Origin of the sequence: Pseudomonas thermotolerans DSM 14292 (assembly GCF_000364625.1) — a bacterium.
In the GTDB taxonomy this organism is placed as follows: Bacteria; Pseudomonadota; Gammaproteobacteria; order Pseudomonadales; family Pseudomonadaceae; genus Aquipseudomonas; species Aquipseudomonas thermotolerans.
Genome location: NZ_KB822615.1, coordinates 13,884 through 31,865 on the forward strand (window position 1 = coordinate 13,884; position 17,982 = coordinate 31,865).

The 17,982-nt window shown below is 67.4% G+C and carries 16 protein-coding genes; 15 read left to right on the top strand and 1 reads right to left on the bottom strand.

Annotated features, from left to right (window positions below):
• Nucleotides 1-69 precede the first annotated feature (69 nt).
• From H165_RS0112985 to H165_RS18595, 13 genes are all read left to right on the top strand, one after another.
• Complete coding sequence (locus H165_RS0112985; RefSeq protein WP_017939366.1) at nucleotides 70-993, top strand: branched-chain amino acid transaminase; 924 nt, start codon at nucleotides 70-72, stop codon at nucleotides 991-993.
• Nucleotides 994-1,063: 70 nt separating this feature from the next.
• Nucleotides 1,064-2,101: a lipopolysaccharide heptosyltransferase II gene (waaF, locus tag H165_RS0112990; protein ID WP_026146612.1), complete on the top strand. Its 1,038-nt coding sequence runs from the start codon at nucleotides 1,064-1,066 to the stop codon at nucleotides 2,099-2,101.
• On the top strand, nucleotides 2,098-3,099 hold the full coding sequence (gene waaC / locus H165_RS0112995) for a lipopolysaccharide heptosyltransferase I (protein WP_017939368.1): 1,002 nt from the start codon (nucleotides 2,098-2,100) through the stop codon (nucleotides 3,097-3,099). Before waaF ends, waaC begins: the two co-directional genes overlap by 4 nt.
• 61 nt (nucleotides 3,100-3,160) lie before the next feature.
• A complete protein-coding gene (locus tag H165_RS0113000; protein ID WP_017939369.1) occupies nucleotides 3,161-4,282 on the top strand; it encodes a glycosyltransferase family 4 protein in 1,122 nt (373 codons plus the stop codon).
• 10 nt (nucleotides 4,283-4,292) lie between these two features.
• On the top strand, nucleotides 4,293-5,123 hold the full coding sequence (rfaP, locus tag H165_RS0113005) for a lipopolysaccharide core heptose(I) kinase RfaP (RefSeq protein WP_017939370.1): 831 nt from the start codon (nucleotides 4,293-4,295) through the stop codon (nucleotides 5,121-5,123).
• On the top strand, nucleotides 5,120-5,845 hold the full coding sequence (locus H165_RS0113010; protein ID WP_017939371.1) for a lipopolysaccharide kinase InaA family protein: 726 nt from the start codon (nucleotides 5,120-5,122) through the stop codon (nucleotides 5,843-5,845). Before rfaP ends, H165_RS0113010 begins: the two co-directional genes overlap by 4 nt.
• On the top strand, nucleotides 5,842-6,588 hold the full coding sequence (locus H165_RS0113015) for a lipopolysaccharide kinase InaA family protein (protein WP_017939372.1): 747 nt from the start codon (nucleotides 5,842-5,844) through the stop codon (nucleotides 6,586-6,588). Before H165_RS0113010 ends, H165_RS0113015 begins: the two co-directional genes overlap by 4 nt.
• Nucleotides 6,585-8,048: a lipopolysaccharide kinase InaA family protein gene (locus H165_RS0113020; protein ID WP_017939373.1), complete on the top strand. Its 1,464-nt coding sequence runs from the start codon at nucleotides 6,585-6,587 to the stop codon at nucleotides 8,046-8,048. The genes H165_RS0113015 and H165_RS0113020 overlap by 4 nt, the downstream gene beginning before the upstream one ends.
• A 91-nt stretch (nucleotides 8,049-8,139) precedes the next feature.
• Nucleotides 8,140-9,894 carry a carbamoyltransferase family protein gene (locus tag H165_RS0113025; RefSeq protein ID WP_017939374.1) on the top strand — a complete coding sequence of 585 codons (1,755 nt, stop codon included), beginning with the start codon at nucleotides 8,140-8,142 and terminating at the stop codon, nucleotides 9,892-9,894.
• Nucleotides 9,881-11,017, top strand: coding sequence for a glycosyltransferase (locus H165_RS0113030; RefSeq protein ID WP_017939375.1), 1,137 nt, complete (start codon nucleotides 9,881-9,883; stop codon nucleotides 11,015-11,017). Before H165_RS0113025 ends, H165_RS0113030 begins: the two co-directional genes overlap by 14 nt.
• A gap of 3 nt (nucleotides 11,018-11,020) precedes the next feature.
• Nucleotides 11,021-12,313, top strand: coding sequence for a hypothetical protein (locus tag H165_RS0113035; protein ID WP_017939376.1), 1,293 nt, complete (start codon nucleotides 11,021-11,023; stop codon nucleotides 12,311-12,313).
• Nucleotides 12,314-12,622: 309 nt separating this feature from the next.
• Nucleotides 12,623-13,528, top strand: coding sequence for a DUF6625 family protein (locus H165_RS0113040; RefSeq protein WP_017939377.1), 906 nt, complete (start codon nucleotides 12,623-12,625; stop codon nucleotides 13,526-13,528).
• Complete coding sequence (locus H165_RS18595) at nucleotides 13,525-14,442, top strand: glycosyltransferase family 2 protein (RefSeq protein ID WP_017939378.1); 918 nt, start codon at nucleotides 13,525-13,527, stop codon at nucleotides 14,440-14,442. The genes H165_RS0113040 and H165_RS18595 overlap by 4 nt, the downstream gene beginning before the upstream one ends.
• Before the next feature lie 48 nt (nucleotides 14,443-14,490).
• Here the strand turns inward: H165_RS18595 and H165_RS0113050 are convergent, their stop codons facing one another.
• Complete coding sequence (locus tag H165_RS0113050) at nucleotides 14,491-15,168, bottom strand: phosphotransferase (RefSeq protein WP_017939379.1); 678 nt, start codon at nucleotides 15,166-15,168, stop codon at nucleotides 14,491-14,493.
• Nucleotides 15,169-15,283: 115 nt separating this feature from the next.
• Between H165_RS0113050 and msbA the strand changes: the two genes are divergently transcribed.
• Together msbA and H165_RS0113060 are read left to right on the top strand one after the other, a co-directional pair.
• Nucleotides 15,284-17,086: a lipid A export permease/ATP-binding protein MsbA gene (gene msbA, locus H165_RS0113055; protein ID WP_017939380.1), complete on the top strand. Its 1,803-nt coding sequence runs from the start codon at nucleotides 15,284-15,286 to the stop codon at nucleotides 17,084-17,086.
• A complete protein-coding gene (locus H165_RS0113060; protein WP_017939381.1) occupies nucleotides 17,083-17,979 on the top strand; it encodes a GNAT family N-acetyltransferase in 897 nt (298 codons plus the stop codon). Before msbA ends, H165_RS0113060 begins: the two co-directional genes overlap by 4 nt.
• Nucleotides 17,980-17,982: the final 3 nt, after the last annotated feature.

Below are 17,982 nucleotides of genomic sequence, written 5' to 3' on the forward strand. Positions count from 1 at the left end.
TCGCGGTGGGCCCGAGCGGGCCGGCCGCAGACCGATGAAACGAGTCGAACACTTGAGGAGCTGGTAAAGATGTCGATGGCCGATCGTGATGGCGTGATCTGGTATGACGGCGAACTGGTGCCGTGGCGCGAAGCCACCACCCACGTGCTGACCCATACCCTGCACTACGGCATGGGCGTTTTCGAGGGCGTGCGTGCCTACAACACCCCGCAGGGCACGGCGATCTTCCGCCTGCAGGCGCACACCGACCGCCTGTTCGACTCGGCGCACATCATGAACATGAAGATCCCGTTCACCAAGGACGAGATCAACGAGGCGCAGCGCGCCGCGGTGCGCGAGAACAACCTGGAGAGCGCCTACCTGCGTCCGATGGTGTTCTACGGATCCGAAGGCATGGGCATCCGCGCCGACAACCTGAGGGTTCACGTGATCGTCGCCGCCTGGCACTGGGGTGCCTACATGGGCGAGGAAGCCCTGGAGCAGGGCATCAAGGTGCGCACCAGCTCCTTCACCCGCCACCACGTGAACATCTCCATGACCCGCGCCAAGGCCAACGGTCACTACATCAACTCCATGCTGGCCCTCCAGGAGGCCGTCTCCGGCGGTGCTGACGAAGCCCTGCTGCTGGATCCGGAGGGCTACGTGGCCGAGGGTTCCGGCGAGAACGTGTTCATCGTCAAGAACGGCGTGGTCTATACCCCGGAAGTCACCGCCTGTCTGAACGGCATCACCCGCAACACCGTGCTGCGGCTGGCCGAGGAGCTGGGTATCGAGCTGGTCGAGAAGCGCATCACCCGCGACGAGGTGTACATCGCCGACGAGGCCTTCTTCACCGGTACCGCCGCAGAGGTCACCCCGATCCGCGAGGTGGACGGCCGCATCATCGGCGCCGGTCGCCGCGGCCCGGTGACCGAGAAGTTGCAGAAGGCCTACTTCGACCTGGTGACCGGCAAGACCGGTGCCCATCCGGAATGGCGGACCCTGGTCAAGTAAGCCCCCGGCCGCCTGCCGCGGGCGCCGGGAATGCCGGAGCCAGCGGCGCGCGGCCTGAAGCACGCAGCTTATGAGAATCCTAATCGTAGGGCCGAGCTGGGTCGGCGACATGGTGATGGCGCAGACCCTGTTCCAGTGCCTGAAGCAGCGTCACCCCGAGTGTGCCATCGACGTGCTGGCTCCCGAGTGGAGTCGGCCGATCCTCGAACGCATGCCCGAGGTACGCCAGGCGCTGAGCTTTCCGCTCGGCCACGGCGTTCTGGACATCGCCACACGTCGGCGCATCGGCAAGTCCCTGGCCGGCCAGTACGACCAGGCGATCCTCTTGCCCAATTCGCTGAAGTCCGCCCTGGTGCCCTTCTTCGCCGGCATCCCGAGGCGTACCGGCTGGAGGGGCGAGATGCGCTACGGCCTGCTCAACGACCTGCGGGTGCTCGACAAGCAGCGCTATCCACTGATGATCGAGCGCTTCATGGCGCTGGCCTACGAGCCGGGGGCCGAGATTGCCAAGCCCTACCCGCGACCCAGCTTGCAGATCGACCCGGCCAGCCGCGAGCAGGCCCTCGGCAAGTTCGCCCTGGCGCTGGACCGCCCGGTGCTGGCGCTCTGCCCAGGCGCCGAGTTCGGCGAGGCCAAGCGCTGGCCGGCCGAGTACTACGCCAAGGTTGCCGAACTGAAGATCCGCGCCGGCTGGCAGGTGTGGATCTTCGGCTCGAAGAACGACCAGCCGGGCGGCGAGGAGATCCGTCAGCGGCTGATCCCCGGCCTGCGTGAGGAAGTCAGCAACCTGGCCGGCGCCACCAGCCTGGCCGAGGCCATCGATCTGCTGAGCTGCGCCACCGCGGTGGTTTCCAACGACTCCGGGCTGATGCACGTGGCCGCCGCGCTGAGCCGCCCGCTGGTGGCGGTCTACGGCTCCACCTCGCCGCAGTTCACCCCGCCGCTGGCCGATCGGGTGGAGATCGTCCGCCTCGGTCTGGAGTGCAGCCCCTGCTTCGAGCGCACCTGCCGCTTCGGTCACTACGACTGCCTGCGCGAGCTCAAGCCGCGCGCGGTGCTGGAGGCCCTCGACCGGCTGGTGGGCGATCCCGTCGAGGTCGGCGAATGAGAGTGCTGCTGATCAAGACCTCGTCGCTGGGCGACGTGATCCACAGCCTGCCGGCGCTCACCGACGCGTCCCGGGCGATTCCCGGGATCCGCTTCGATTGGGTGGTGGAGGAAGGCTTCGCGGAGATTCCCGCCTGGCACCCGGCGGTGGCCGAGGTGGTCCCGGTGGCGATCCGCCGCTGGCGCAAGCACCCCTGGCAGACCTGGCGCAGCGGCGAATGGCGACGCTTCAGGGAACGCCTGGGGGCTCGCCGTTACGACCTGGTGATCGACGCCCAGTGCCTGCTCAAGAGCGCCTGGCTGACCCGCTACGCCAAGGGCCCGGTGGCCGGGCTGGACGCCGAGTCGGCCCGCGAGCCGCTGGCCAGCCGCTTCTACCAGCGCCGCTACCGGGTGCCCAAGGGCCAGCATGCCCTGGAACGGGTGCGCCAGTTGTTCGCCCAGGCCCTCGACTATCCGCAGCCGCAGGGCATCGCCGACTACGGCCTGGACCGCCTGCGTCTGGCGGAGCCCGGGGTGCCGCCCTACCTGCTGTTCCTGCACGGCACCACCTGGCCCAGCAAGCACTGGCCGGAGCCCTATTGGCGCGTTCTGCTGGAACGCATGAACGAGCTCGGCTGGGCGGTGCGCCTGCCCTGGGGCAACGAGGCCGAGCACGCCCGTGCCCAGCGCCTCGCCGAGGGGCTGGAGCGGGTCAGCGTGCTGCCGCGCCTGAACCTCGCCGGGATCGCCAAGGTGATCGCCGGCGCGCGCGCCTGCGTGGCGGTGGATACCGGCCTCGGCCATCTGGCTGCGGCCCTGGATGTGCCGACCATCTCCCTGTACGGGCCGACCCGCCCGGACCTGGTGGGCGCCTATGGCCGCTCGCAGATCCACCTCTGTGCCGAGGGGCCGGACGCCGGCAAGGGCGACCGCGAGAAGCCCTGCTTCGACAGCCTGCGTCCGGAGCGGGTGGCCCTGGAGCTGGAGGCCCTGCTGCTGAGCGAGCCGGTATGCTGATCCCCGTCGACTACGGCGCCGCGGCGGTCATCCGCCGCCGGTTGTCGTCCAAGGACCGCCCATGACCCTGGCTTTCATCCTCTACAAGTACTTCCCGTTCGGCGGCCTGCAGCGGGACTTCCTGCGCATCGCCCTGGAGTGCCAGCGACGCGGGCATGCCATCCGCGTCTACACCATGAGCTGGGAAGGCGAGGTGCCGGAGGGCTTCGAGGTGCTGGTGGCGCCGGTCCGCGCGCTGTTCAACCACCGGCGCAACGAGAAGTTCACCGCCTGGGTCGGAGCCGACCTGGCCCGTCGCCCGGTGGACCGGGTGATAGGCTTCAACAAGATGCCCGGGCTGGACGTCTACTACGCCGCCGACCCCTGCTTCGAGGACAAGGCGCAGACTCTGCGCGGTGGCCTCTATCGCTGCTGGGGCCGCTACCGGCACTTCGCCGAGTACGAGCGGGCGGTGTTCGCCCCCGAGGCCAGGACCCGCATCCTGATGATCTCCGAGGTGCAGCAGCCCTTGTTCGTCAAGCACTACGGCACCCCGGCCGCGCGCTTCCACCTGCTGCCGCCGGGCATCGCCGCCGATCGTCGGGCGCCGGCCAATGCCGCGGAGATCCGCGCCGAGTTCCGCCGCGAGTTTGGTCTGCAGGACGACGACCTGCTGCTGGTGCAGATCGGCTCGGGATTCAAGACCAAGGGCCTGGACCGCAGCCTCAAGGCCCTTGCTGCCCTGCCCAGGGCGCTGAAGAAGCGCACCCGGTTGATCGCCATCGGCCAGGACGACCCCAAGCCCTTCCTGCTGCAGATCAAGGCCCTCGGCCTGTCTGACCAGGTGCGGATCCTCAAGGGACGCAGCGACATTCCGCGCTTCCTGCTCGGCGCCGACCTGCTGATCCACCCGGCCTACAACGAAAACACCGGCACTGTGTTGCTCGAGGCACTGGTCGCCGGCCTGCCGGTGCTGGTCACCGACGTCTGCGGCTACGCCCACTACATCGCCGATGCCGACGCCGGGCGGGTGGTGCCCAGTCCTTTCGAGCAGGAGCGCCTCAACCGCATGCTCGCGGAGATGCTCGCGGACGACGCGGCGCGCGCGGCTTGGGCGCGCAACGGCCTGACCTACGCGGACAGCGCCGACCTGTATTCCATGCCGCAGCGCGCGGCTGACGTGATCCTCGCGGAGCCGGCATGAGGAGCCAGCCATGCGCGTGATCCTGGAGGAACCCTTCAAGTCCCTGTGGGCTGGCAAGGAGCCCTTCGCCGAGGTGGAGCGCCTGCAGGGCAAGGTCTACCGCGAGCTGGAGGCGCGCCGCACCCTGCGCACCGAGATCGACGGGCGCGGCTACTTCGTGAAGATCCACCGCGGCATCGGCTGGGGCGAGATCCTCAAGAACCTGATCACCGCCAAGGCCCCGGTGCTCGGCGCCGGCCAGGAGTGGGCGGCCCTGCAGCGCCTGCGCGAGGCCGGGGTGCCGAGCATGACCCCGGTGGCCTTCGGCGAGCGTGGGAGCAATCCGGCGGCCCAGCACTCCTTCATCATCACCGAGGAGCTGGCGCCCACCGTCGATCTGGAGGTCTTCACCCAGCACTGGGCCGAGCAACCACCGGAGCCGCGCCTGAAGCGCGCGCTGATCGCCGAGGTGGCGCGTCTGACCGGTGCCATGCACCGCGCCGGGGTCAACCACCGCGACTGCTACATCTGCCACTTCCTGCTGCACACCGACCGGCCGCCAAGCGCCGACGACCTGCATCTGTCGATCATCGACCTGCACCGCGCGCAGATCCGCGACGCGGTGCCGCGCCGCTGGCGCGACAAGGATCTGGCCGGGCTGTACTTCTCGGCGTTGAACATCGGCCTGACACGCCGCGACAAGTTGCGCTTCCTCAAGGTCTACTTCGCCGCCGCCCAAGGCGAGTGCTCGCTGCGCCGCATCCTGCGCGACGAGGCGCGTCTGCTGGGCTGGCTGGAGCGCAAGGCAGCACGCCTCCTGGCGCGTTATGAGCGCAAGTACGCCGGGGAGGAGCAGGGATGAGTCGCTGGCGCGTGGAGCCGGCGCTGGCCGAGGTGTTCGGCGACCTGGACGCGGTGTTCGCCCTGCAGGGCGAGCGGATCACCAGCGATCCGCTATCCGAGGTGCTGCGCGTCGAGCACCAGGGCTTGCGCTACTACGTCAAGCGCTACTGGGGGGCCGGCAAGGGCCTGCGTCGCTACCTGGGGCGACCGCGGGTCAAGGCCGAGTGGCAGAATCTCAAGCATTTCGCCAGCTGGGGGATTCCCACCGCGCCCGTCGTCGCCTACGGCATGGAGCGGCGCGGCGGGGCCTTCCTCCGCGGCGCGCTGATCACCGGCGAACTGGTGGGTACCGAGGATCTGGCGGCCCTGGCCAACCGTAACGATCCACGGCTGCGCGATCGTCATTGGGTCGGCCGGGTCAGCCGCCAGCTGGCGCGGGCGACGCGGATCATGCACCGGCACCACTTCGCCCATAATGACCTCAAGTGGCGCAACCTGCTGGTCACCCAGGCGGGCGAGCTGTTCTTCATCGACTGCCCGATCGGCGCCTTCTGGTACGGTCCGCTGCTGCGTTACCGGATCATCAAGGACCTGGCCTGTCTGGACAAGGTGGCCCGGTACCAGCTCAGCCGAACCCAGCGGCTGCGCTTCTACCTGCAATACCGTGATCACAAGCGACTGACCGCCGGTGACAAGCGGCGCATCCGGCAGATCGTCGCCTTCTTCGAGGGGCGTGAATGAGAGACTTCATCGCCGTCGAGGACCGCGCGCTGCTCGAGCGCCATGGCTTGGCGGACTTCGATGCCCTGTGGGCGCTCAAGCTGGAGGCGGTGGACGAACCGAACACCGAGCGTGGCGGCTGGAGCAGCGTGTATCGCCTGGATCTCGGCGAGGCGGCCTACTACCTGAAGCGGCAGAGCAACCACCTGACCCGTGACCTGGCCCATCCTTTCGGCGAGCCGACCTTCGCCCGCGAGTTCCGCAACATCCAGCGCTACCGGCGCCTGGCCATCCCCGCCCTGGAGGCCGCCTTCTACGGCCAGCGCCGGCAGCCCGGCGAACACCGCGCGGTGCTGCTGACCCGCGCCCTGGACGGCTGGCGGGATCTGGACTGGTATCTGGACCAGTGGGCGCAGTTGCCGGACGCGCAGCGCACCGCCATTCTCGAGGCCTGCGGCGACCTGGCGCGTCGGCTGCACCAGGCTGGCCAGATGCATGGCTGTTTCTATCCCAAGCACATCTTCCTGCGCGCGACCGGAGCGGCTTTCGAGACGCGTCTGATCGATCTGGAGAAGACCCGCCCGCTGCTGCTCGGCCGCCGTGATCGCCTCAAGGATCTCGAGCCGCTGCTGCGCCGGGCCCGAGCCTGGGGCGATGTCGAGCTGCGCCGACTGCTCGGAGCCTACCTGGGGGGTACGGGGGAGGTGCACGACTGGCTGCGCCGGCTGGCCAGGCGGCGCCGCGACAAGGAGGCCCGTCGATGAGGCTGGGAGAGCTGAGCCGGGCCGGCCGTACGCCGGAGCTGCCGCTGCGGATCGAGCTGGCCGATTCCGCCGGTCCCGGCGAGCTGCACCTGCACCGTCTGCTGCGGGTGCTGCCCGGACGGCGCTACGTCGGCGTCGGCACCTGGCGGGGCCGCCAGGTGCTCGCCAAGCTGCTGGTCGGCCGCCGTGCCGCGCGGCATTTGCTCCGTGAGCTGAACGGCGCGCGGCTGCTCGCCGACCAGCAACTGCCCACCCCGGCATTGCTCGCCGACGGGCTGGTGGAGGGGCAGGGCGGCTGGCTGCTGTTCGACTATCTGGAGGGTGCGCAGAGCCTCGATCAGGCCTGGCACGAGGTGGCTGACCAGCCGCTGCTTTCCGACGCCCAGCAGGCGGTGCTCGGCGAGGCGCTCACGGCCATCGCCGGGATGCATGCCAAGGGGCTCTGGCAGGCCGACCTGCACCTCGACAACCTGCTGCGCCACCAGGGGTGGCTGTATCTGATCGACGGTGGCGGCGTGCAGGTGGAAAGGGCCGGTAAGCCGCTGTCCCGCGAGCGGGTGCTGGAGAACCTCGGGGTGTTCTTCGCCCAATTGCCGGCCGAGCTGGAGTCCTTCACCGAGGAACTGCTGGTCCACTACCTGCTGGCCAACGGCGAGCATGCCCTACCGTTCGAGGCGTTGCTCAGGGAAATCCACCGGGTCCGCCGCTGGCGGCTGCGCGACTACCTGAGCAAGATCGGCCGCGACTGCAGTCTGTTCAGCGTGCGCCGCGGCGCTTTCGGCCTGCGCGCGGTGCGCCGCGACCAGCTGGCGAGCCTGGAGCCGCTGCTCGCCGATCCGGACCGCTGGATCGAGCAGGGCCTGCACTACAAGGACGGCGGCACGGCCACCGTGGCACGGGTCGAGGTGGACGGCCGTCCTCTGGTGATCAAGCGCTACAACATCAAGGGTGTCGGTCACTGGCTGAGCCGCTTCTGGCGGCCCAGCCGAGCCTGGCGCAGCTGGCGCGAGGGCAACCGTCTGGCGTTCCTCGGCGTGGCCACCGCGCAGCCACTGGCGGTGCTCGAGCGGCGCTGCTGCTGGCTGCGCGGACGTGCCTACCTGATTACCGATTGCCTCGACGGGCAGGATATAATCACCCGTTTTCAGCCCTATCTGGCGACGGATGGGGGCGATTCGCCGCCGGAAGCCGAGCTGGCTGCGCTGGACAGGCTGTTTGCCGTGCTGCTGCGGGAACGCATCAGTCATGGTGACCTGAAGGGCTACAACCTGTTCTGGCAGCACGGCCACTGGGCGCTGATCGATCTCGACGCCATGCGCCAGCACCGCAGTGAGCACCGCTTCGCGCGTGCCTATGCCCGGGATCGCGTCCGTTTCCTGCGCAATTGGCCGGCCGATTCGGCGCTGCATCAGCTGCTCGACCGGCGTTTACCGAAGGACAGCTCCAGGCCCGAGGCCTGAGGCTGGAAGTGACAAGCCCTGCGGGGCGACCGAACAACTCCGCCGTCGCCGGCCAGACCTGCGGCGGCTCGATCTGAAGAGGCTAGACCCTGTGGCACTGACTATTCTCGGCCTTTCCGGCGCCCTCAGCCATGATCCCTCCGCCGCCCTGTACATCGACGGAAAGCTGATTGCGGCGGCGGAAGAAGAGCGCTTCGTGCGCGACAAGCACGCCAAGAACCGCATGCCCTACGAATCGGCCAAGTTCTGCCTGGAGCAGGCGGGGATCAAGCCGTCCGACGTCGACGTGGTGGCCATTCCCTTCGCGCCCATCAGCCTGTTCGGCAAGGCCCGCTGGCACTACGCCAAGCGCTACTGGTACGCCCCGGACCGCGCCCTCGACGCCATCCTGATGGGCAACCGCCGCTACCGTCGTTACCACAAACGGATCCAGTGGTGCCTGCAGCAGCTCGGCTTCGACCTCAAGAAAATCAAGATCGAGCCGGTCGAGCACCACCTGGCCCACGCCGCCAGCGCCTACTACTGCTCGGGCTTCCAGGAGAAGACCGCGATCCTCGGCATCGACGGCAAGGGTGAGTACGCCACCACCTTCTTCGGCTACGGCGAGAACGGCCGGATCCACAAGATCAAGGAATTCTACGACCCGGATTCCCTGGGCGGCCTGTATGGCGCGCTCACCGAGTTCCTCGGCTTCGAGATGCTCGACGGCGAGTTCAAGGTGATGGGCATGGCGCCCTACGGCGACCCGGAGAAGTACGACTTCTCGCGCCTGGCCAAGTTCGAGAACGGCGAGCTGGTGATCAACACCGACTACGCCAACGTCATCGGTCTGCGCCGCTACAAGGAGAAGGGCAAGGGCTACTACTTCTCGCCCAAGCTGGTCGAGTGGCTGGGGCCGAAGCGCGAGGGCGACATCGCCGACGACCCCTACGTGCACTACGCCGCCAGCATGCAGGCGCTGTTCGAGAAGCTGGCCCTGGAGATGATGGACTACTACCTGGGCGACATCATCCGCGAGACCGGCAAGATCGCTTTCGCCGGCGGTTGCGCGCTGAACGTCAAGCTCAACCAGAAGATCATCGCCCGGCCGGAGGTCAAGGAGCTGTTCGTCCAGCCGGCTTCCGGCGACGCCGGCACCGCGGTGGGCGCCGCCGCCTACGTATCCGTGCAGCGCGGCGTGCCGGTGGAGAAGATGGAGCACGTCTATCTCGGCCCCTCCTACAGCAACGAGGAGGTCATCGCCGCTTGTGCCAAGCACCCCAACAAGCCGGTGTGGAAGAAGATCGACAATGTCGAGCAGCGCATCGCTAGGATCATGGTCGACGGCCACCCGGTGGCCTGGTTCCAGGGCCGCATGGAGTTCGGTCCGCGCGCCCTCGGCGGCCGCTCGATCATCGGCTGCCCGAGCGTGCCCGGGGTGGCCGACCGGATCAACGAGCAGATCAAGTTCCGCGAGCGCTGGCGGCCCTTCTGCCCGTCGATGCTCGACACCGTGGCGCCGCAGATGCTCAAGGTGAAGCACCCGTCGCCCTTCATGACCTTCACCTTCGAGGTCAACGAGGAGTGGAAGACCCGTGTCGCCGAGGTGGTCCACGAGGACGGCACTTCCCGCGCCCAGGTCCTGGAGCGCCGCCACAACCCGCGCTGGTACGACCTCATGGTCGAGCTGGAGAAGCTCACCGGCAACGGCGTGTCGCTGAACACCTCGCTGAACCGCCGTGGCGAGCCGATGATCTGTTCGCCCACCGATGCCCTGAACATGTTCTACGGTTCCGATCTGCAGTACCTGATCATGGAGGACATCCTGGTGGTCAAGGACGGGAATGACTGGTATGACCACGTCTGAGGCGGCCGACAGCAACGGCGAGCGCTGGGTACTGCAGTTCTGCCACGGCTACGATGGTCCCTTTCTGGACTGCGCCCGGCAATATGCCGTGCTGTTCAGGGACAGCCCCTACCGGGTCTGCACCGTCTACCTGACCGGCGAGCCGTCCGCGGAGGTCGAGCGTGGCTCGGCCTCCGACGAGGTCATCTTCCTCAACTACTCCAGCCGACAGATCCGTGGCCTCAAGCTGGCCGCGATCCGTGCCTTCAGGCGCATTGCCGCTTCCCGCGACTTCGCCCTGTGCATCGCCCATCGTTTCAAGCCCATCTACATCGCCCTGCTCGGCAGCGAACTGCCGGTGATCGGCGTGCACCACGCCTTTGGTGACTACCAGCGGCGTTCACGTCGGCTGTTCGCCGGATTCTTCCGCGAGCGCCTGCACCTGCTGGGCGTCTCCGACGCGGTGCGCGACGACATCCGCGCCTGCCTGCCGGGTTGGCCGGCCGAGCGCGTCGAGACCCTGTACAACCGCATCGACCTGTCGGCCGTGCAGGCCGAGCAGCTAGACCGCGCGGCGGCCCGCGAGCACCTCGACCTTCCGCAGGACGCCTGGGTGGTGGGCAACGTGGGGCGTCTGCACCCCGACAAGGACCAGGCCACCCTGATCCGCGGCTTTGCCCAAGCCCTGCCGCAGCTGCCGGCCGGCAGCCTGCTGGCGATCATGGGCAGCGGCCGGTTGGAAGCCTCTCTCAAGGCACTGGCCGCCGAGCTCGGGGTGAGCGATTCGGTGCGCTTTCTCGGCCAGGTGCCCCATGGCCGCCGTTATTTCAAGGCCTTCGACGTGTTCGCCCTGAGCTCGGACCACGAGCCCTTCGGCATGGTCCTGCTGGAAGCCATGGCCGCTGGGGTACCGGTGGTCTGCAGCGACTGCGGCGGCGGCCGGGAGATCGTGGCCGGTGTCGGCGAGCTGTTCCCGCTGGGAGAGGCGGCCGAGCTGGCCGCGACGCTGATCCGTCTGGCGGATTCGAGGGAGCTTCCGACCCTGCGTGAGAAGATGCAGGCTCGGTTGCAGGAGCGCTTTTCCGACCAGACCGCCGGTCAGCGCTTCTGGTCGCTTCCGGTCGTATCCGGCATGCAGAGGTAGCCCATGCATTCGGTGAGCATCAATCCCTGGGCGGCCAAGTGCCGGGCGCTCGATCGTTACCGTTGGCGGTTGTTGCGTCAGCACCATGGTCTGCCGGGCAGCTGCCTCCGTGTGCTCCGCGCCGCGCTTGTCGATTTCGCCTTCGGCGTGCGTGCCCGGTGGCGGCTGGCATCTGCCTCGGACGGCCAGAGCTGCGATTTTCTCCTGCTGCAGGCGGCGCCCAAGGTCATCAGGCTGCAGCGCAAGAAGATGCTCATCGAGGGCGTGCGTGCCCGCGGCTTCAGCTTGGTGGAAACCGCCCTGCCGGAACCCGGCGAGATCCTTCGCCAGCGCCAGCTCAGGAAGCCGCCTTATCCGGTGCCGATCCGCTATTTCGGCATGGCCGCCTATGCCGAGTGGCTGGCGGAACATTATCGACCGCGCATCCTCCTCAACGATCGCAACGGCAGCCTCTACGTACCTTTCCTGCGGCTGGCCCTCAATGCCCGTGGCGCCCTGCTGGTCCATCTGGCCCATGCCACCACGGTGGAGGGGTCGCGGCGCCTGGGGATGAACGACTACGACTACTACTTCCTGTTCGGGCAGAGCTCCATAGAGGCCCTGTGGCAGCGCCCGCTGCGCTTCGGCCACTCACATGCCGTGCTGTCCGGGTCGCACATGGTGGACCTGGCCTACGACATGCCGCCGGCCGCGCGGACTCTGCTGGTGCTGGGCGTGGGGCCGGACAAGGAGAAGGAACGGGGCTATCTGGCGACCTACGCCCTGCTCAAGGAATGGGCCTCCGGCCACCCGGATTACCGGGTTCTGATCAAGGCCCATCCGCGTAGTCAGGCGACCTTCTGGCAGCAGGCCGCGGCGGAGCTGCCGAATCTGCAGGTGCTGCCCAGCGGCTGTTCCCTGGCGGAGGCCCTGCGGCAGGCCTCCGTGGTGGTCAACATCATGTCCAACGCGGTGATCGAGGCGGCCCTGGCGCATCGCCCGGTGATCTACGTGAATGTTGCCGGGACGCAGGACATCTTCGAGCAGGAGCGTTTCCTGGGAGCGCGCGTGTCCGACCTTCACGCTCTCTCCGAGCGGGTGGCGGCGATCGCCGGCAACTATTCCGCGTACGTGGAGCGTTCGGTGGCCTTCGCGGAGCACCATCTCAGCCATGGCTGCAAGGGGCTGTCGAATACCCTGGATCTGTTGCAGCAGCTGCTGGCCGGCATGCGTCCGGAAAGCATCCTGTTGCCCGCTTCCCCTCCTGACTTGGGCGGCCCGTACCGGGATGGGGCGGTTGGACCGCTGCTGTCCTGAGTTGCCATCGTGCCGAGTCGTTGGAGGGGAAGTCTGGTTGGTCTGGCTGGCTATTGGGGAAGTGAGGGCTCATTGGCCAAGGCGGACCGGCAGAAGACCCCCTGCCGGGGTAACGGGGAGAACTCGAGTTGTGCTGCCGGGCCTGAGGGTTCTTACGCGCACTTTGCGTTCTGCAAATGCTTCAAGGGCAACTCGGTATCGATGGAACAATTGTGAACAAGCACCGATCGGATATTTTCGTGGAGTCGCAGGGGCTGCCGGGCGCTTCCATGAGGTACATACATAATGACCATGACGAATGAAACTCCCATGTCTCAGCAGCCGGCCAATGCAGGTGATCCGCGGATCCTCTTCCTGATACCGTTTTTCGGGAACTGGCCCTTCTGGTTCGCGTTCTTCCTCGAAAGCTGTCGGCACAACCCGACCATCGACTGGTTGCTCTTCACCGACTGCCCGATCCCCGAGGATGCCCCCGGCAACGTGCGCTTCGTCCCCATGACGTTCGCCGAGTACTGTGATCTGGTTTCCGAACGCCTGGGCATCGACTTCCACCCTGCACAGCCGTACAAGCTCTGCGACATCAAGCCCGCCCTGGGGGCGGTCCACGAGGACCAGCTGGCCGGCTACGACTTCTGGGCGTTCGGCGACATCGATGTCATCTACGGCAACCTGCGCGGCTACTTCACCGCGGAACGCCTGGCAGCCAAGGACCTCTTCGCGACCCACAGCCGCCGCATTTCCGGTCACCTCTGCCTGCTGCGCAATACCGAGCGCATGCGCCAGGCCTTCCGGCTGATCCCCGACTGGCAGCGCCGTTACGAGGATCCCAAGCACTACGCGCTGGACGAAGGGGCCTTCAGCCGTCTGTTCATCCGCCACAAGAACTGGCCCGAGGCCTTGCGGCGCTTTGCCGGGCGCTTCAACGACTGGAGCCGGCGCAGCGAGTTCATCGAGGCCCACAGCACTTTTACCCTGCTGGAGGATGGACGCCGGCTGATCCCGGAGCGTTGGTACTGGCGCAAGGGCCGGTTGACCAACAATCTGCAGGGCGACCAGGAGCTGCCCTACCTGCATTTCCTGGTGTGGAAGAAGGAACGGTGGGCGTCGCAGTCGCCCGAGGACTTGCTGGGGCCGCCCGGCTTGCCTCGCCAGGAGGCCTGGGTGGTCAGCGCCGAGGGTTGGAGACCGATGCCGGCGGAGGGCGGAGCGCCATGAGCATGCCGGCCACTCCTCTCGTTTCCGTCATCATCCCCTGCTACAACTACGCGGCCTACGTGGGGCAGGCCATCGCCAGCGTGCTGCAGCAGGACTACCCGAACTACGAACTGATCGTGGTGGACGATGGCTCCACGGACGACAGCGTGGCGGTGATCGAGGCCACATTGCGCGAATGGCAGCCGCGCAGCCGGGTGCGCCGGGTCGAGTTCATCCGCCAGCAGAACGCCGGGGTGAGCGCGGCCCTGAATGCTGGTCTGGCCGTGGCGCAGGGGGAGTTCGTCGCTACCTTCGATGCCGATGACCTGATGCCGCCCAACAAGCTGTCCATCCAGGCCGGCTATCTGGCCGAGCACCCGGAGGTCGGCTGCGTGGGCGGCATCGCGGTGCGCATCGACGAGCGGGGCGCCCGGCTGCCAAAGAAGGACAAGCGGCGCAGCATCAAGCGCTACGACTTCGCCGCGGCCCTGGCGGAGGCGCTGGTGGTCGGCGGCGGCATCGCCGTCTATCGGCGCGACGCCATGCTGGCCGTGGGCGGCTACGATCCGCAGATCAAGATCCAGGATTTCCAGATGACCCTGAAGATCGCCCATGCGGGCTATCGGGTGGACATCCTGCCGGACGTCGTCACCCTGTACCGCAAGCACGGCGACAGCCTGTCGAAGAACTACAAGGCAGAATATCGCTACGGCCTGCAGGTCATCCAGGCCTACGCCGAACACGAAGCCTACGAATCGGCCCGGGCCCGGTTGATCACCAAGGCATTGCGCATGGCGGTGCTGCACGACAAGGCCTTCGCCTGGCGGCTGTTCAAGGAGGTGCCGCTGCGCCAGTGGGACCGCCAGTTGTTCAAGCGACTGCGTCACTTCCTGCTGAAGCGGGAGAAGCCGGGGCCGAAGGAAACGCTGCAGTGACCGGGCCGGGCGCCGTCGCCCGGTGCGCTGTAGCAATTTGCGTGGTAGTCAGCGCTTCCGAGTGGCGCTGGCCGCGTTGAACAGACTCTGCAGATAGGCGGTGAAGTGCTGGCGCGGCCCGGCGGGCAGCGCCTCGCAGTAGCCGGTGATGAACTCTTCGGCGGCTGGCAGCAGCAGGGCCGCATCCCGTGCGTATCTGAACAGGTGGCGGAAGTTGCGCTGGCGCAGGTTGCGGTTGAGCGGCCGGCGGTTGCAGCGCATGTCGGCGAAGTCGATCAGGCCGAGCGTCGAATGCTCGGTCATGATGACGTTGCCCAGGTGCAGGGAGCGGAAGTAGACCCCCTGCCGGTGCAGGTCGGCGATGAAGGCGCCGAGCTGCCGGCAAGTCTGCGCCAGATCCTCCGGCGCCTGCTGCGGCAGCAGGGCGCGCAGGGTCTCGCCGGGCAGCGGCCGGTAGTGCACGGCCGTCCGGGCGATGGACGGGATGCGATAGGTATCTATGATCTGTGGACAGGGGATTCCCCGCGCCTCGAGCGCTTCGGCGTTGCGGGCGAAGCGCACCGCATAGGGGCAAAACAGGCTGGACGAGAGCAGGCTCTTGCGCCGGAACAGCTTGAGGATGCTGCCGTCGGCCAGCCGGAGGACCTTCTCGCCGTGGCCATCGGCCTCCAGCACCTCGGCGTTCTCGCGGAGCGTCAGGAATTGTCGGGAGGTCAGCGGGGTCATGGGGAGGGCGGCAGGCTTGGGCGGCAGTCAAAGGTCCGCAGTGTACCCGATGCCGCGCGGAGAAATCAGGCGTCTATGTTAGACTCGGCCGCTTGTGATTCAGGGCCTCAGTTGCATGACCGACCGCGCCAGCGCTTCCAGTCTCAAGATCTATCTCCGCCTGCTGAGCTACGTGAAGCCCTACATCGGCTATTTCCTGCTCAGCATCGTCGGTTACGTCATTTTCGCTTCCACCCAGCCCATGCTGGCGGGGATCCTCAAGTATTTCGTCGACGGCCTGTCCAACCCGGAGGCGACCCTGTTCGCCGACATTCCGGTGCTCAAGGACCTGCAGTTGCTCCAGACGGTACCTCTGCTGATCGTGCTGATCGCCGCCTGGCAGGGCCTGGGCTCGTTCCTCGGCAACTACTTCCTCGCCAAGGTTTCCCTGGGGCTGGTGCACGACCTGCGGGTGGTGCTGTTCGACAGCCTGCTGCGTCTGCCCAACCGCTATTTCGACCAGCACAACTCCGGGCATCTGATCTCGCGCATCACCTTCAACGTCACCATGGTCACCGGTGCCGCCACCGACGCCATCAAGGTGGTGATCCGCGAGGGCCTGACGGTGGTCTTCCTGTTCGCCTACCTGCTGTGGATGAACTGGAAACTGACCCTGGTGATGGTGGCCATCCTGCCGGTGATCGCCCTGATGGTCAGCAGTGCCAGCAAGAAGTTCCGCAAGCAGAGCAAGAAGATCCAGGTGGCCATGGGCGACGTCACCCACGTGGCCTCGGAAACCATCCAGGGCTATCGGGTGGTGCGCAGCTTCGGCGGCGAGGACTACGAGTCCGCGCGCTTCCTGGAGGCCAGCCGCGACAACACTGCCAAGCAGCTGCGCATGACCAAGACCGGCGCTGTCTACACCCCGATGCTGCAGCTGGTGATCTACACCGGCATGGCGATGCTGATGTTCCTGGTCCTGTACCTGCGCGGCGACGCTTCGGCGGGCGACTTGGTGGCCTACATCACCGCCGCCGGTCTGCTGCCCAAGCCGATCCGCCAGCTCTCCGAGGTCAGCTCCACCATCCAGCGTGGCCTGGCCGGCGCCGAGAGCATCTTCGAGCAGCTCGACGAGGACCCCGAAGTGGACGATGGACGCATCGAGCGCGAGCGGGTGAGCGGCCGGCTGGAGGTGCGCGAGCTGAGCTTCCAGTATCCGGGCACCGAGAAGCCGGTGTTGCACGACATCTCCTTCGTCGCCGAGCCGGGACAGATGATCGCTCTGGTGGGCCGCTCCGGCAGCGGCAAGTCGACCCTCGCCAGTCTGATTCCGCGCTTCTACCACCACGACCAGGGTCACATACTGCTGGATGGCGTGGACGTCGAGGACTACCGCCTGCGCAATCTGCGCCGGCACATCGCCCTGGTCACCCAGCACGTCACCCTGTTCAACGACTCGGTGGCCAACAACATCGCCTACGGCGACCTTGCCGGGGCGCCGCTGGAGGACATCAAGCGCGCTGCCGCGGCGGCCTACGCCGACGAGTTCATCGAGAAACTGCCGCAGGGCTACGACACCCTGGTCGGCGAGAACGGCGTGCTGCTCTCCGGCGGCCAGCGGCAGCGCCTGGCGATTGCCCGCGCATTGCTGAAGAACGCGCCGCTGCTGATTCTCGACGAGGCCACCTCGGCGCTGGATACCGAGTCCGAGCGGCACATCCAGGCCGCCCTGGACGAGGTGATGAAGGGGCGCACCACCCTGGTGATCGCCCACCGCCTGTCGACCATCGAGAAGGCCGACCTGATCCTGGTGATGGATCAGGGGCGGATCGTCGAGCGCGGCAGTCATGCCGAGCTGCTGGCGCTGAACGGCCATTACGCACGTCTGCACGCGCAGCTCGGCAAGGATCAGGACCCGGACAAGGCGCTCGAAGCATGAGGGACTGGCTGCGTCTGTGGCGCGAGCGGGGTTGGACGCCGATCGCCCCCGCCGATTACGACGCCGCCTGGCGGCGCTACGGCGGCAGCGTCGCCACTCATCCGCAGATCATCGAGCGGCTGTCTGATCTGGCCGGCATCCGGACCCGCTATCTCGGCTGGTTCGAGAACGGCGAGCTGCTCGGCGCCATCGCCACCTGGGGCGGCCACCTGGCGCTGTCCAAGAAGGTACTCAAGCGCCGTGGCCAGCGCGGCCTGTTCGACCTCGGCAATGCCGAGGTCATCCTGCCGTTGGCGCCGCACGCGCGGGTTCGTCTGCGTCACCGGGCGAGTTACGTATCCGAGCTGAACCAGGCGCAGATCGTCGGCCTCCGCGAGCAGCGCGAGGGGCTGGCGCTGGCCCGCGCGCCCGAGGACTACGGCAAGAAGTTCCGCTACAACCAGCGCCGCGAGCTGCGTCTGCTGGAAGAGGCGGGCGGGCGTCTCCGGCCCATGGCCGAGCTGTCCCCCGCCGAGCAGGCGGCGATCTACGCCGACCTGTTCAGGCGCCGCTGGGGCTTTCCGGCGACCGGCGAGGCGCATCTGGAGGAGGTCTTCGGGCTGCTCCGCGAGTTCATGCGCGGCTCGCTGATCTACCTGGACGACGCCCCCGTGGCCATCCAGATCCTCTACCGGGTGGAGTCGCCGCAGTGGCTGAGCGTCGAGTACATCAACGGCGGCGTCGACCCGCAGAGCCGGGCCTTCAGCCCCGGCAGCGTGCTCAGCTTCGTCAACACCCAGGCCGCTTGGGACGAGGCCCGGGCGCTGGGCAAGGCGCTGCGCTACTCCTTCGGCCGGGCCGACCGCGAATACAAAGACCGTTGGTGCCATCGGCACCCCAGTTATTACCGGTAATCC

Excerpts from the sequence above, each read along its gene's own strand:
- H165_RS0113030 (WP_017939375.1), top strand. The coding sequence starts at position 9,881 with ATGACCACGTCTGAGGCGGCCGACAGCAACGGCGAGCGCTGGGTACTG.
- H165_RS0113010 (WP_017939371.1), top strand. The coding sequence starts at position 5,120 with ATGAGTCGCTGGCGCGTGGAGCCGGCGCTGGCCGAGGTGTTCGGCGAC.
- waaF (WP_026146612.1), top strand. The coding sequence starts at position 1,064 with ATGAGAATCCTAATCGTAGGGCCGAGCTGGGTCGGCGACATGGTGATG.
- H165_RS0113015 (WP_017939372.1), top strand. The coding sequence starts at position 5,842 with ATGAGAGACTTCATCGCCGTCGAGGACCGCGCGCTGCTCGAGCGCCAT.
- H165_RS0113020 (WP_017939373.1), top strand. The coding sequence starts at position 6,585 with ATGAGGCTGGGAGAGCTGAGCCGGGCCGGCCGTACGCCGGAGCTGCCG.
- H165_RS0113000 (WP_017939369.1), top strand. The coding sequence starts at position 3,161 with ATGACCCTGGCTTTCATCCTCTACAAGTACTTCCCGTTCGGCGGCCTG.
- H165_RS0113040 (WP_017939377.1), top strand. The coding sequence starts at position 12,623 with ATGTCTCAGCAGCCGGCCAATGCAGGTGATCCGCGGATCCTCTTCCTG.
- waaC (WP_017939368.1), top strand. The coding sequence starts at position 2,098 with ATGAGAGTGCTGCTGATCAAGACCTCGTCGCTGGGCGACGTGATCCAC.
- H165_RS18595 (WP_017939378.1), top strand. The coding sequence starts at position 13,525 with ATGAGCATGCCGGCCACTCCTCTCGTTTCCGTCATCATCCCCTGCTAC.
- rfaP (WP_017939370.1), top strand. The coding sequence starts at position 4,293 with ATGCGCGTGATCCTGGAGGAACCCTTCAAGTCCCTGTGGGCTGGCAAG.
- H165_RS0113060 (WP_017939381.1), top strand. The coding sequence starts at position 17,083 with ATGAGGGACTGGCTGCGTCTGTGGCGCGAGCGGGGTTGGACGCCGATC.
- H165_RS0113050 (WP_017939379.1), bottom strand. The coding sequence starts at position 15,168 with ATGACCCCGCTGACCTCCCGACAATTCCTGACGCTCCGCGAGAACGCC.
- H165_RS0112985 (WP_017939366.1), top strand. The coding sequence starts at position 70 with ATGTCGATGGCCGATCGTGATGGCGTGATCTGGTATGACGGCGAACTG.
- H165_RS0113035 (WP_017939376.1), top strand. The coding sequence starts at position 11,021 with ATGCATTCGGTGAGCATCAATCCCTGGGCGGCCAAGTGCCGGGCGCTC.
- msbA (WP_017939380.1), top strand. The coding sequence starts at position 15,284 with ATGACCGACCGCGCCAGCGCTTCCAGTCTCAAGATCTATCTCCGCCTG.